We start from the raw sequence: 12,868 nt of genomic DNA, 5'->3' as shown, positions 1-12,868 counted from the left end.
TCTTTCATTTACACGAGTAGGCCAAATAGCTGAATATCATTGTTAACTTCTTTGTATTTGAAGCCAAATTCGTTCATTCTCGCTAGTAACCCCTCGTAATCTGATCGATCACCAAGCTCGATGCCGACTAGAGCAGGACCGCTTTCTTTATTGTTTTTCTTAGTATATTCAAAGGTTGTAATATCATCATTAGGTCCTAGTACGCTAGTTAGGAATTGACGAAGAGCACCTGCCCGTTGGGGGAAGCTGACAATGAAGTAGTAAAGTAAGCCTTCATGAATAAGAGACTTTTCTTTAATTTCCTGCATACGTCCAATATCGTTATTCCCACCACTGATGATAACGACAACAGACTTTCCTTTGATTTCTTCTTTATAAAAATCAAGAGCTGCAACTGACAATGCACCAGCAGGCTCAGCAATAATCGCATGTTTATTGTACAAATCTAAAATGGTTGTACATACTTTTCCCTCAGGTACAAGAATAATGTCGTCTAAATAACGGCGACAAACATCATAAGTATGATGACCGACACACTTTACGGCAGCTCCATCGACGAATTTGTCAATCCAATCAAGAGCAACTGTGCCACCTTCAGCAAAAGCAGCCTTCATACTGCCAGCACCTGCAGGCTCTACACCAATAATTTTGCTAGATGGGGAAAGGTTTTTAATATAGGCAGAAACACCAGACATTAAGCCACCACCACCGATACTGCCAAATACGTAGTCGATTGGCTCTTCCATATCATTCATGATTTCTACCGCCACAGTTCCTTGCCCAGCAATAACATCGAAATCATCAAATGGGTGAATGAAGATTTTCCCTTGTTCTTCACAGAAACTTAGTGCACTTTCAGCAGAGTCATCGAACGTGTCACCCGCTAAAATAATCTCCACATACTCACGACCAAACATACGCACTTGGTCTATTTTTTGCTTCGGTGTAGTTTGAGGCATAAAAATGCTAGCTTGGATTTTTAATTGGGCACAGGCATAAGCTACACCTTGTGCGTGGTTGCCTGCGCTGGCACAAACAACGCCAACATTGCGCGCTTCATCCTCGATTTTTTTGATTTTATAATAGGCGCCACGAAGCTTGAATGAGCGTACATGTTGTAAATCCTCACGTTTAAAATAAATATTTGCGCCATATTTTTCTGATAAATAGTCGTTTCTTTGTAGAGGTGTATGCACAACTACGTCTTTTAAAAAATGGTGTGCAATGAGGACATTCTCCACTTGCACGGTTCTAGTATCAGCAACTTCCATAGTATTCATCCTCCGTTTTACGTTTAAAACATTTACCTATGATAGCATACTTTTTGTGCTTTTTGGACTTAATTTTTAGTAAATTCTAAATTTTCCGTGTCTATTTTATAATGTAAGCGTTTTATCTTTATTTACCTTACTTTTTGTATGGAAAATGAAGCGGTAAACATAGGTAAGTCCGACTTTTATGGACCATTTCCTCTACCGAATTAGGTGTAAAGGAAATCGTTTTTTTAGAGGTCTAGACGCGATTATACGGAGGCACGATTGATCAAAAAAATACAACTTTCATATCAAAATGGGTCAAGCATATACTAGATTAGCTTAGGACAAGTGGGAGGGTAAGCAGTGGAAATCATTCAAGGAATTCTATCTACATATAGCCAGTTTTTCGATTGGGCAATGTGGCAGGAAGTATTAGTGGATCCTGTATCCTGGGGACTAATATTTTCATTAATTATTATAGAAGGATTGTTGTCAGCAGATAATGCACTTGTATTAGCAGTACTTGTCAAACATTTGCCAGATAAGCAACGAAAACGAGCTTTAATGTATGGGATGCTAGGAGCTTATTTTTTCAGATTTTTATTTATTGGAATAGGAGTTTATCTTGTAGAGTTTTGGTTTATTAAAGTGTTAGGTGCGTTGTATTTAGGATGGCTCTGTATCGCTCATTTCCTTCAACTTGGAAATGAGGATAGTGTGAAGGTGGTAAAAAAATCAGGATTGATGGTTCGTTTCTTTGGGACCTTTTGGGCAACGGTTATTTCCGTAGAGCTGATGGATATTGCTTTTTCCATTGATTCAATATTTGCCGCCTTTGCTATTTCAGATCAAGTATGGGTGCTTCTAATTGGAGGTATGTTAGGAATCCTAATGATGAGGACAATAGCGGGTGTATTTTTAATTATGATCGAAAAAATTCCTGAGCTAGAAGCGACTGCTTTCATCATTATTGGGGTTATAGGGTTAAAAATGTTAGTAAGTGTTGTTCATATTCATATACCTCATTATTTTTTCTTCCTGTTTTTATTGATTGCCTTTTCGATCACGTTTATCGTGCATAAACTAAATAAAGTAAAATCTACCTAATTAAAAGAGGCTCTGTTCTCCAATCATGAGAGGACAGAACCTTTTATTTATTTTACATATTTATCAGGATCAACAATGTAGAATCTTTCAACATTTAGCCAGCTTTCGCTCATCGGTTCTCCATCATCAATGCGTTTTTCTGTTTCTTGCATCATCCAACCAGTTTGTGATGCGTGTGCCTGTAATGCTTGTAATTTATCCATTCGCATTTCGCGAATATCATAGACCACATGAGGCTCACCATTTTTTTCAATAGTATCGTTTGCGAAGGCACAGCCAAATACTTGCGGACGTGCAGCCTTAGGCATACGACGTACAGCCTCAACGACAGCACGCGCGGTTGCTTCATGGTCTGGATGTACCGCAAAACCAGGTAAGAACGTAATAATTAATGAAGGCATTAGCTCTTCAATTAAACCTTCTACCAGCTTTACCATCTTCTCATCGTCTTCAAATTCGATTGTTTTATCACGAAGACCCATCATACGTAAATCTTGAATACCCATTGCTTCTGCGGCTGCAATTAATTCTTTACGACGTATTTCTGGTAACGATTCGCGTGTAGCAAACGGGGGATTACCTAAATTACGGCCCATTTCACCTAATGTTAAGCAGGCATATGTAACAGGTGTATTCATTTTTTTTGTATAGTAGGCAGTCGTGCCAGCTACTGAAAAAGCCTCATCATCTGGGTGAGGGTACACAATTAAAATATGACGTTGTGGTTGTAAATTCAAAGAGTCGTCCCCCTTAGTAAGTAAATGGCGCTTCACTTATTTCAAGTGCAATCGCCAATTTTCCAGAGTAATCTAAACCAGCCATTAATAAACGGCCTAAATCATCTAATTCATAATGAGTAATGCCTTGCGCATAAACCCAGCCATGAGGTAATTTTAACCCAACACGATGAGGTGTCTTGTCTACAACTTTAGCAAGTTCATAATTAATTTTTGCGTTGCGTATAAAGGCACCTGCATTAAAGAACTTTTCATCATAGTGTGCTGCATAAGATCCGTTTGTCGTCTCAAGATGAATATAAACGTCTTTGTTGGCGAAAGAATTTAGTAATTCTTGCAACGTCTCTACTTGTACTTCTTGCATCTTAACACTCCTCTCGATCATTTCTCCTTTAAGTATAGTAAAAAAAATTAGCAAAGGGAAATTGATTGCTTCATACGTACAAATTAATGAGTTGTAAAACTTATACCTTCACATAAGGCCACCAAGATTTTTAAGAGCTTCATTGCCACGACTACTCAAAATCTTTGTCTTCCGACAGAGGCTTATCCAGATTCATCCACTACCTTCTAGAGTAGGCAATCTTCTACTAAATCATGGAAGGGTGAATCATTAACTATTAATCTATGACGAATTTCCGAGCAATATTCTTGAAAAAATTATTGTAATGTATCAATATAAGGGGTGTGAAAATATATGTACAAAATGTGTCATTTTGTATACGGTTTCACACCTGAAAAGATATTGTAACCATAGCTTCTTCCAAAATCGTGTGTAGACAGCACTAAATGCTGAAGGATGGTAAAACTAGGTGAAAACGAATTCTATCTTGGTACAATAGATGACGTTCCTCCAGCATCTTACATCGTGCTGTGTGTAAAAGGGAGAAGAATGAAGCTCATTATCATAGTATAATAAAAAACCGCGTTTCTCTTTATGACGGAGAAGCGCGGTTTTTTATTGAGTTTATGGATAGGCTATGTATTTTTTAGTATCGATTAAGCTTTCTTTCGATTGTTTCTAAACGATTATTGACACTTTGCAATTGTTTAAACATTTGTCTCATATAAAGATTTTGATCTTCATTTTTGGTCTTTTTTTCTTGTGCTAGTTCCTCTTCCTCCTGGAGTGCCATTATTGTGGCGAGGGTGGACAATGAGTAGCCGAGTGTTAAGACAATGGAAGCTAGTACTTCTACTTTTGAAGAGGTTATTTCTCCAGCTAATAAACCTGATTCCTCAGTTAAGTCCTCTGCCTTTTGTTTTTTCATCTTTTCCCCTCCCATCTAAAGCTAATATATGGGGGATGAAGTCCTAACGTATCTTGTCCATTTTTTTATCTTTATTCAGCGGGATTTCTAGAAATTAACGCATTATTTGTTTGTAATATTTAGGTATTAGAATCATTTTAGGGAGCATGGATGTGAACATGATTGAGGTGACTACGATAGTAACCTTCGTAGCATGTAATGAAAACAAGAAACCTTCATTGACCCCTTTGTGCAGAAATAGGGAGTGGCTCTAGGCAAACTTATTTTCATGACTGATCCATTGGAGGATATGTAAAAGAGGGATGTCTTCATAATCTTAGAGACATCCCTTTCAATGTTAAATTTCAGTGACTGTTATTTGTGGAGCACCAAAGCGGGACTTTGCTCCATGCATGACGGGACCAACATAGTCGTTAAGAGCCCAACCATGTGCAATGGCTGCGGATACAAACTCTTTTGCTTCAATAACAGAATCCATAACAGACAATCCATTTGCGAGATTTGCAGTAATAGAAGCTGCAAAAGTGCAGCCTGCACCGTGATTATTAGTGGAAGCAACTTTTTCGGATTCTAATAAGTAAAATGCTTCTCCATCGAAGAATAGGTCTGTTGCTTTTTCTGTAGCTAATGCTTTTCCACCTTTAATGACTACAGCCTTAGCCCCAAGCTCGTGGATTTTTCGTGCGGCTGTTTTCATCTCATCAATCGTTTTGGGCGTACCTGTCCCAGCCAATTGGCCAGCTTCAAAAAGATTAGGTGTTGTGACTGCTGCTAATGGTAGAAGATGTTGTATCATAGCATCTGTGTTGCCAGGGTTTAGGACTTCATCGTCCCCTTTACAAACCATCACAGGATCAATGACAACGTTTGTCGTCCCTGATTTTGCAATAGCCTCTCCAGCAAGACGAATAATCTCTTCCGTAGATAGCATGCCTGTTTTAATAGCATCAATTCCTGTTGAAAGGGCAGTATCAATTTGTTTTTGTAGAAGTTCAGTTGGTAATGGTGTGACATTATGTGTCCAACCATTTGGGTCCATTGTTACGACAACTGTTAAAGCCACCATACCGTATGTACCGTGCTCTTGAAATGTTTTAAGATCGGCCTGCATACCTGCGCCGCCGGATGTATCAGAACCAGCAATTGTTAATGTTTTTTTTAGAGTCATGAAAAGATCTCCTTTATTGTTAAGAGTGTTAAAATTACCATTTAGTATAGTCTTATTCTGATTCTATAAAAATAGTCAGAATTTGATATTTTTATATGGTCAGTTTGTGCTGAGACTTGAATTCATGGATGATTTTTTGTACCGTTGTAAGAAAAGAAAGGGGCTTAAAGGACGATGAAACAAGTATTCCCGAATGATTGGCAAGAAATACTTGCAGCAGAGTTAGAAAAACCATACTATCACACATTACGTCAATTTATTGCTAATGAATATTCAACGCACACTATTTATCCTCCTATGCAGGATGTAATGAATGCATTTTATACAACAGCATATCAACATGTGAAGGTCATTATTTTAGGACAAGACCCATATCATGGCCCTAATCAAGCGCATGGGTTAAGCTTTTCTGTCAAGCCAGGTATTCCCCATCCACCTAGCTTACGAAATATGCTACAAGAGCTACAAGATGATCTCGGCTGTTCAATTCCTAAAGATGGAACTTTGACGAAGTGGGCAGAACAAGGTGTTATGCTTTTGAACACAGTTCTTACCGTGCGAGCTGGACAGGCAAATTCCCATAAAGATCAAGGTTGGGAGCAGTTCACTGATGCGGTTATCGATAAGCTAGCTGCAAGAGAGGAACCACTTATTTTTGTACTGTGGGGTAAGCCTGCGCAACGAAAAAAACAGTTGATACGCAAATATGACACGCCACATGTCATATTAGAAGCACCACATCCTAGCCCATTAAGTGCTTATCGAGGATTCTTTGGGAGTAAACCTTATTCAAAGATTAATCAACAATTAGTAGAATGGGGTAAACAACCAATTGATTGGTGTTTAGCATAGATTGGCACAAATCGTTTACTTTATACACTACATAAATCGTGATACAGTTAAGATAGATGAAAGAGAGGGACAACGATGAAGACGAATTGTTTTCAATGTCATTTTTTTAAAGTAACCTGGGACCCTCAGACTCCACGTGCCTGTGTCGCATATGGCTTTAAAACAAAACAAATTCCATCCGTTGTCGTGAAACAATCCTCAGGTATGGAATGTTTAAAATTTGTACCAAAAGTAGAAAGTAGGAGAATGCAATGATTCCTTATCAAGCCGTTATACAACAACTTGAAAAACAATTATCTGGTGCAAAAAATGCAGGGAATGATCAGCAGATCCGCGAAGCTCTTACAGCAATTCGAGCATTATGTGATGTGGTGTTAGATTCTCCTAGTAATACGCCATCTATCACAACACCTTCTAAGCATTTACCACAAATGCTTGTATCAGAGATGAAGCCATCTAGTTTATCTACATCCAAAATTGAAGAAGATGGAGCCAATGGTGATTCAATTTTTGATTTTTAATCAATATTAAAGGTAGGGTAACGCGCAATGAAAAAATTTATCGTGACAGGGGCTCTCCATGGCCTATTAGCAGTAGCCTTTGGTGCATTTGGTGCACACGCTTTAAAGGAAATTTTAGATGATTATAGTCAAGGTATTTGGGAGACGGCTGTTCAATATCAAATGTTCCATGCTACTGGTTTGTTAGTAATCGGACTATTAATGAGTTCTAAATTATTTGGTGAAGTGAAGCAATTGAATTTGGCAGGAATTTTCTTTAATTTTGGGATTGTCTTCTTTTCTGGTAGCTTATACGTATTAGCGATTAGTGGTATTAAAGTATTGGGCGCGATTACACCAATTGGTGGTGTACTATTTTTAATTGGATGGATACTTATTATTTTATCGGCTTTAAAACATGCTCGTTAATTTAAAATTAGGACTCTCTTACATGATTTGTAGGAGGGTTTTTTCTTTATTTTGTAAGATTACGATTTAAATCCTATTCTTTTTGTAAGAATTTATAGTACACTACTACTATTACTTGCAATATTTCGAAAATACAAAAAGAGAGGTTGTGTAGGATGGAAAAGCTATTTACTTTAATAGATGAGAATTATGAAGAGATGGTAGGGATTCGTCGTCACTTGCACGAATATCCTGAATTATCCTTTGAAGAAGTGGAGACACCAGCCTATATAGCTGCCTATCATAAAGAATTGGGTCATGAGGTTCGTGAAGGGGTAGGTGGAAGAGGTGTAGTTGCCGTGCTACGTGGTGCAAGGCCAGGAAAAACAGTGGCGTTACGGGCTGATTTTGATGCATTAGCGATCCAGGAGGAAAATGATTTACCTTATAAATCAAAGGTCGCGGGTAAAATGCATGCTTGCGGGCATGATGGTCATACAGCAACATTACTAGGATTAGCTAAGGCACTCAATAAAATGAAATCTGAAATCACAGGAAATATTATATTTATTCATCAGCACGCTGAAGAGGTGGCACCAGGTGGGGCCAAGTCGATGATAGAGGATGGGTGTTTAGATGGTGTAGATGTTATTTTTGGTACACATCTCTGGGCTCCCACTCCGATAGGGGAAATTTTAGTGAAAGACGGCGCCATTATGGCAGCTGCAGACAAAGTAGAAATTGCTATTCAAGGGAAGGGTGGCCATGGTGCCGAACCACATCACTCCATTGATGCAGTTACTCTTGCCTCGCAGTTTGTAATCAGCGCACAACAACTTATCTCAAGACGTATTGATCCATTAAAGTCAGCCGTTTTAACAATTGGTCATTTCGAGGCAATTAATCCGTTTAATGTGATTGCTGATCGTGTTAAATTGGCAGGCACAATTCGCACCTTTGAGGAAGATGTGCGCACACAGATGGAGCAGGAGCTAGAAGCCGTTCTAAACGCCACTTGTCTAGCCTTTGGAGCAAGCTATGAATACCGTTATACAAGAGGTTATCCACCTGTGTATAACCATCAGAAGGAAAAGGAGTTTGTAGCACAGTTAGCGTCAACTGTCCCAGGTGTAGAGCAAGTGAAAACTTGTCCACCGTTTATGGTTGGAGAGGATTTTGCATATTATTTAGAAAAAGTACCTGGTACATTCTTCTTCACAGGTGCGAAAAGTCCAGAATGGGAAACAGCTTATCCACATCATCACGCGCGCTTTAATTTTGATGAACGTGCAATGCTAATAGCTGCTAAAACTTTAGGAAAAGCTACATTGGAATATTTAAAAGAATATTAATCTAGCGCAAGTTAAAAATCCGCATACTCTCATCGACTGTTGTCAGTGAGAGTATTGCGGATTTTTAAGATACAATATAGCGATTATGGATTTTGATTAAAATAAGCCATTTCTTCATCATATTCAGCAAAATCGAAGTAAATCATTGGGAATAAGAAGCGATGATTGGATTTAAGTTCACGAATGATAACATGATCTCGTCCAGCAGCCTCTACTACACCACGCACAGTTTTTGTGTTTTTGCCTTGTTCCACTGCATGCTCAAAAGAAAAATGGAAGGTAGCTGGTTTTCCGCGATTCAACCGTAAAATATTTTCTATATAGGACTCTTCGCGGCCTGGTGGTCGTCCGGTCGGGATTGTGACTGGAGGAGGAGTCATTTGTTGTTGCGTTGTTGGTGTCCAATAATAAGGCATCATCAATAATCAACCTACTTTCTTTTTAAATTTGAGGACAATCTTCTTCAGTTGGCGAGAAGAAGCAATGAGATTTGTATCTGCCTGTATTCCATTGGCCATACCATTGTGCAGGACAATCGCCCGCCGGCATGAAAAACCACAAGGAACGGTTAGCTGGATGAAATCTTTCGCCTTGAATCACCCTTTTGGCTAACCGGATATCTTGATCACGTGCTCGTTGATAAAAATAACTTTTTTGAGTTGCTTCAAAGCCACCTGGACGCTGATAAACCATCTGTTCAATTGTTCGAATATCACCAAAATCTAAACAATCACCCCTTACACGATTAACGCCAACATTCCCAACCATCAGCATGCCTAACTCACCTTCGCCTTCTGCCTCGGCACGCATAAGCCTTGCTAGCAGGGCTGTCTGGGCATCATTCGTCTTAATAACAGCGATTTTCATACCTCCTCGCTGTCAGTATATGCATGATGGTATTGTAGACATGTTCAATTTTGTGAAGAAAGAAATTCACACAACAAAGGTACTACGCATATAGTAGTAATAACGACAAGTCCGTAAAAAATAATCTAAAAGCCATTCATATTAGATAACGTTTATGAAAAATTGGGTAAATAGAAAAAGGTATAAATAGGGGAATAGGAGATCAATAAATTGCATGTGTAGGCCGTACATGTGAGGTGATTACTTATGGAAATAGGGGTATGGTTTGGGATATTACTAAGTGCGGTGCTGGCCTTTTTACTAGGGGAGTATTATGGACAGCCGCTCCATTGGTATCTATTTATTTTAATAATAGTGATTGGTTTTTTTATTCAAACGATCATCTTAATTTTAAAAGTAAAGGACGAAAGCTCTTGAGGAAATATGAAAAAAAGTAAATTCAATGATTAAGGAAGTGTCATCGCAGAGGGATGGCACTTTTTTATTTTATAGATAATTTTGCTTAGCCAGTATAGTAACGATATTCAGAGACATACTAAGGTTGAATTTATTTTTGCTTTCATGAAGGAGCGTTACAATGCGTATTTTTAGTATGTTTGTAGCAATAATTATTAGTGCCTTTATGGCAGTCGGGATAGCAGAATACTATCATCAGCCGTATAATTGGTATTTGGTCTTTCTGATGATTCTTACCGGATTTTTTATTCATACAATCATCTTAATATTTGAAGCTGAGAATGCGGAAGAAAACGAAATTTAAAAAATGCGAGTCCTCACTAGGGACCCGCATTTTTTAATGTACGTATTAAACCGTTAAGAATGTAACTAATTTATCGTTATCAAGTAGATTTCCGACGAAGAATGCACCAAACTCACCATAGCGAGCAGATACTTCATCAAAGCGCATTTCATACACTAATTTTTTGAATTGTAAAACGTCATCAGCAAATAATGTAACGCCCCACTCGTGATCATCAAAGCCAACAGAGCCTGTAATAATTTGCTTTACTTTACCAGCATAACCGCGACCAATCATACCATGAGAACGCATTAATGATTTACGCTCATCCATTGATAGCATGTACCAGTTATCATTCCCTTGACGGCGTTTATCCATAGGGTAGAAGCACACATATTTAGAACGAGGAAGCTCAGGGTATAGACGTGCACGTACATGTGGATTTTGGTATGGATCTTCATTTGATTCACCAGCTAAATAGTTTGAAAGCTCAACAACAGATACATAAGAGTATGTAGGAATTGTAAAATCAGCAATGGCTAATTTATTAAATTCTGCTTCAAGCTCTTGTAGCTCATCCATTGTTTCACGCAATGTCATAATCATAAAGTCAGCCTTTTGACCAACGATTGCATAGAAGGCATGAGCACCTGTTTTAGCGAGATCTGCTTCATTTAATTTCTCTAAATAAGCAAGAAATTCTTCTACTGCTGCTTGACGTTCTTCAGCAGAAACGAGCTTCCATGAAGCCCAATCAATTGAGCGAAAATCATGTAAAGCGTACCATCCATCTAACGTAATTGCTGCTTCATTCATTATTGAAAACACTCCTTTATAAGTGAATACTATTCAAAATTAGTTTATCATAGTTTGTGCAAAATCCCTAAGTTCATGAATGGTTTTCACGAATTTGACACCAACTTTAGATGATGTATGCTAAAGAGAAGAGATGGAATTAGAGGAGTACCAATATGAAAAGTATTTTACAGCAGCCAAATTGGCGTTATTATGATCAATCAATTAGCGCAAAGCAGCGATCTCCGTTAGAATCCTTTGCAACCGATGATACGTTGTGCCAGCTAGTTGGACAATTAGTATCACCACCAACTGTTCGGACATGGGTTCACGAGGCATCTGTTGTGCTTGGCATCCAAGATCATCGTTTACCATATGTACAGCAGGGAATGGATTTACTGAAATCGAGAGGTTATCAACCTATCGTTCGGAATTCAGGTGGATTAGCTGTTGTCCTTGATGAAGGGGTTCTAAACATTTCCATTGTATTATCTGAGCAAATGAATTCTTTAAGCATAAATGATGGCTATGATGTGATGGTCGACCTCGTCAAAGGTTTATTTCCAGAGGTGGCTGAGAAGATTGAAGCCTATGAAATAGTAGGCTCATATTGCCCCGGTTCGTATGATCTAAGTATTGAAGGGAAAAAGTTTGCAGGGATTTCACAAAGGCGTTTACGCCAAGGTGTAGCTGTACAAATCTATTTATGTATAGAAGGTAGCGGCTCACAGCGTGCTGCCCTTATTCGAGATTTTTACGAGGAAAGCTTACAGCAGGAAGAGACGAAATTTACTTATCCACAAATCGTTCCTGAAGTCATGGCATCATTATCGGAGCTTGTCGATCCACATTTAACAGTAGAGGCAGTCGTTATTCGTCTACAGCAATACCTTCATCACTTAGGTGGAAATGTACATCCAGAATCTTTTCATGACGAAGAATTAACATTATACGGTTTCTATTTAAAGCGTGTTTTTGAGCGTAATGCCAAAATGCTAGAACGACATGAATAGAGACTACTATTAACACACATAAAAAAAAGGCGATGCTGCTAATTAAGCGCATCGCCATTTTCAGGCTGGAAATTAGAACTACTTACTACGAGATTTCCGTTTTTCTCCATTTTAAAAACTGGTGCAACACGTTCTTCCTCTTCATCTAATGTAACAAGTCGTCTAGCACGATTCATAATTTGAACGAATTGTTCGTAATCTTTGCGGATTGCTCGGTTTTCTTCTTCGAGCTTTGTAATTGTTTTCTCTAGTTTTTTATTTTTCTCTGATGTTACATGAACAAGTTGTCTCCATTTTGAAGATTCATTTCCTACTTCACCAGAATGCTGTAAACGTAGTAAATAAGCTATAACAATATCAAGAGAAAGAGCAGATAGCGGAATTGATTTTCCTTCTGCTGCACTACTATTTACTGTAAACATACTAGAAGTGCGACGTCTTGCAGGAGCTCCTAACACTCGCATTCTTTCTTTTCTTTCTTTTTTAGCCTCTGCCAATTGTTCTTCATATTCTTTCCGAACAACAGCATTCCAACGGAAACCACAGGCTGCAGCCGTACGATTTAACGCATCACCAGCTTCTTCAAAAGCGTTTAGCTGTGTGCTTCCCTCCGTTACGTGACGAATGACCGCCTCTGCTAATAATTCATCATTTTCTTCTAACCAAGCATCTTGTCTGATTTTACTCATATTAAAAACCTCCACCTTTTTTGGAACTTATTATTTAAGACTAGCATGACCAATCTTTTAACCTTTTATTCATCCATGTGAAAGGAATTATGCTTGAATAGAAGGGGAAAAGTA

Annotated in this window: 18 protein-coding genes; 9 read left to right on the top strand and 9 right to left on the bottom strand. The window is 38.4% G+C overall.

Going from position 1 to position 12,868, the window contains the following annotated elements:
* Positions 1-8 precede the first annotated feature (8 nt).
* Positions 9-1,271, bottom strand: coding sequence for a threonine ammonia-lyase IlvA (gene ilvA / locus C9J29_RS03935; RefSeq protein ID WP_043990070.1), 1,263 nt, complete (start codon positions 1,269-1,271; stop codon positions 9-11).
* A 348-nt stretch (positions 1,272-1,619) separates the two neighbouring features.
* Between ilvA and C9J29_RS03930 the strand changes: the two genes are divergently transcribed.
* Positions 1,620-2,363 (top strand): TerC family protein, encoded by a 744-nt coding sequence (locus C9J29_RS03930; RefSeq protein WP_107921649.1) that lies wholly within the window; start codon positions 1,620-1,622, stop codon positions 2,361-2,363.
* A 47-nt stretch (positions 2,364-2,410) separates the two neighbouring features.
* Here C9J29_RS03930 and bshB2 read toward each other — a convergent pair whose 3' ends face one another.
* The 4 genes from bshB2 to thiD form a co-directional block, all read right to left on the bottom strand.
* A complete protein-coding gene (bshB2, locus tag C9J29_RS03925; RefSeq protein ID WP_008176035.1) occupies positions 2,411-3,100 on the bottom strand; it encodes a bacillithiol biosynthesis deacetylase BshB2 in 690 nt (229 codons plus the stop codon).
* A gap of 13 nt (positions 3,101-3,113) precedes the next feature.
* Positions 3,114-3,464 carry a YojF family protein gene (locus tag C9J29_RS03920; protein WP_089986037.1) on the bottom strand — a complete coding sequence of 117 codons (351 nt, stop codon included), beginning with the start codon at positions 3,462-3,464 and terminating at the stop codon, positions 3,114-3,116.
* Positions 3,465-4,089: 625 nt separating this feature from the next.
* Positions 4,090-4,371: a hypothetical protein gene (locus C9J29_RS03915; RefSeq protein WP_089986038.1), complete on the bottom strand. Its 282-nt coding sequence runs from the start codon at positions 4,369-4,371 to the stop codon at positions 4,090-4,092.
* A gap of 337 nt (positions 4,372-4,708) precedes the next feature.
* Positions 4,709-5,539, bottom strand: coding sequence for a bifunctional hydroxymethylpyrimidine kinase/phosphomethylpyrimidine kinase (thiD, locus tag C9J29_RS03910; RefSeq protein ID WP_090002926.1), 831 nt, complete (start codon positions 5,537-5,539; stop codon positions 4,709-4,711).
* 174 nt (positions 5,540-5,713) lie between these two features.
* On the opposite strand from thiD, the gene C9J29_RS03905 reads away from it, so the two are divergent.
* The 5 genes from C9J29_RS03905 to C9J29_RS03885 all read left to right on the top strand — a co-directional run bounded on the left by C9J29_RS03905 (position 5,714) and on the right by C9J29_RS03885 (position 8,651).
* A complete protein-coding gene (locus C9J29_RS03905; protein WP_008176027.1) occupies positions 5,714-6,391 on the top strand; it encodes a uracil-DNA glycosylase in 678 nt (225 codons plus the stop codon).
* A gap of 75 nt (positions 6,392-6,466) precedes the next feature.
* Positions 6,467-6,646 (top strand): uracil-DNA glycosylase, encoded by a 180-nt coding sequence (locus C9J29_RS24555; RefSeq protein ID WP_089986041.1) that lies wholly within the window; start codon positions 6,467-6,469, stop codon positions 6,644-6,646.
* Positions 6,643-6,912, top strand: a complete 270-nt coding sequence (locus tag C9J29_RS03895) for a YwdI family protein (RefSeq protein WP_008176024.1) — start codon at positions 6,643-6,645, stop codon at positions 6,910-6,912. The genes C9J29_RS24555 and C9J29_RS03895 overlap by 4 nt, the downstream gene beginning before the upstream one ends.
* A 27-nt stretch (positions 6,913-6,939) precedes the next feature.
* Positions 6,940-7,320: a DUF423 domain-containing protein gene (locus tag C9J29_RS03890; RefSeq protein ID WP_008176022.1), complete on the top strand. Its 381-nt coding sequence runs from the start codon at positions 6,940-6,942 to the stop codon at positions 7,318-7,320.
* A 155-nt stretch (positions 7,321-7,475) separates the two neighbouring features.
* Entirely contained in the window at positions 7,476-8,651 is a 1,176-nt protein-coding gene (locus tag C9J29_RS03885) for an amidohydrolase (protein ID WP_107921648.1), read from the top strand.
* 83 nt (positions 8,652-8,734) lie between these two features.
* Here C9J29_RS03885 and gerQ read toward each other — a convergent pair whose 3' ends face one another.
* Positions 8,735-9,070, bottom strand: coding sequence for a spore coat protein GerQ (gene gerQ, locus C9J29_RS03880; RefSeq protein WP_008176019.1), 336 nt, complete (start codon positions 9,068-9,070; stop codon positions 8,735-8,737).
* Positions 9,071-9,092: 22 nt separating this feature from the next.
* Complete coding sequence (locus C9J29_RS03875; RefSeq protein ID WP_008176016.1) at positions 9,093-9,518, bottom strand: cell wall hydrolase; 426 nt, start codon at positions 9,516-9,518, stop codon at positions 9,093-9,095.
* A gap of 246 nt (positions 9,519-9,764) precedes the next feature.
* Here C9J29_RS03875 and C9J29_RS24165 point away from each other — a divergent pair, with 246 nt between their 5' ends.
* Both C9J29_RS24165 and C9J29_RS03870 read left to right on the top strand, forming a co-directional pair.
* Positions 9,765-9,935 (top strand): hypothetical protein, encoded by a 171-nt coding sequence (locus tag C9J29_RS24165; protein ID WP_008176015.1) that lies wholly within the window; start codon positions 9,765-9,767, stop codon positions 9,933-9,935.
* 160 nt (positions 9,936-10,095) lie between these two features.
* The gene (locus C9J29_RS03870; RefSeq protein ID WP_008176013.1) at positions 10,096-10,278 is read left to right on the top strand and encodes a hypothetical protein; all 183 of its coding nucleotides are present in this window, start codon (positions 10,096-10,098) and stop codon (positions 10,276-10,278) included.
* Between the two features lie 45 nt (positions 10,279-10,323).
* On the opposite strand, the gene hemQ is transcribed toward C9J29_RS03870, so the two are convergent.
* Positions 10,324-11,073, bottom strand: coding sequence for a hydrogen peroxide-dependent heme synthase (gene hemQ / locus C9J29_RS03865; RefSeq protein WP_089986044.1), 750 nt, complete (start codon positions 11,071-11,073; stop codon positions 10,324-10,326).
* Between the two features lie 155 nt (positions 11,074-11,228).
* Between hemQ and lipL the strand changes: the two genes are divergently transcribed.
* Positions 11,229-12,065, top strand: a complete 837-nt coding sequence (lipL, locus tag C9J29_RS03860) for an octanoyl-[GcvH]:protein N-octanoyltransferase (RefSeq protein ID WP_089986045.1) — start codon at positions 11,229-11,231, stop codon at positions 12,063-12,065.
* Positions 12,066-12,103: 38 nt separating this feature from the next.
* Here the strand turns inward: lipL and C9J29_RS03855 are convergent, their stop codons facing one another.
* On the bottom strand, positions 12,104-12,754 hold the full coding sequence (locus C9J29_RS03855; protein ID WP_025115432.1) for an RsfA family transcriptional regulator: 651 nt from the start codon (positions 12,752-12,754) through the stop codon (positions 12,104-12,106).
* Between the last annotated feature and the right edge of the window lie 114 nt (positions 12,755-12,868).

Origin of the sequence: Lysinibacillus fusiformis (assembly GCF_003049525.1) — a bacterium.
Taxonomy (GTDB): domain Bacteria; phylum Bacillota; class Bacilli; order Bacillales_A; family Planococcaceae; genus Lysinibacillus; species Lysinibacillus fusiformis.
This window is presented reverse-complemented; position numbering and strand designations above follow the sequence as displayed.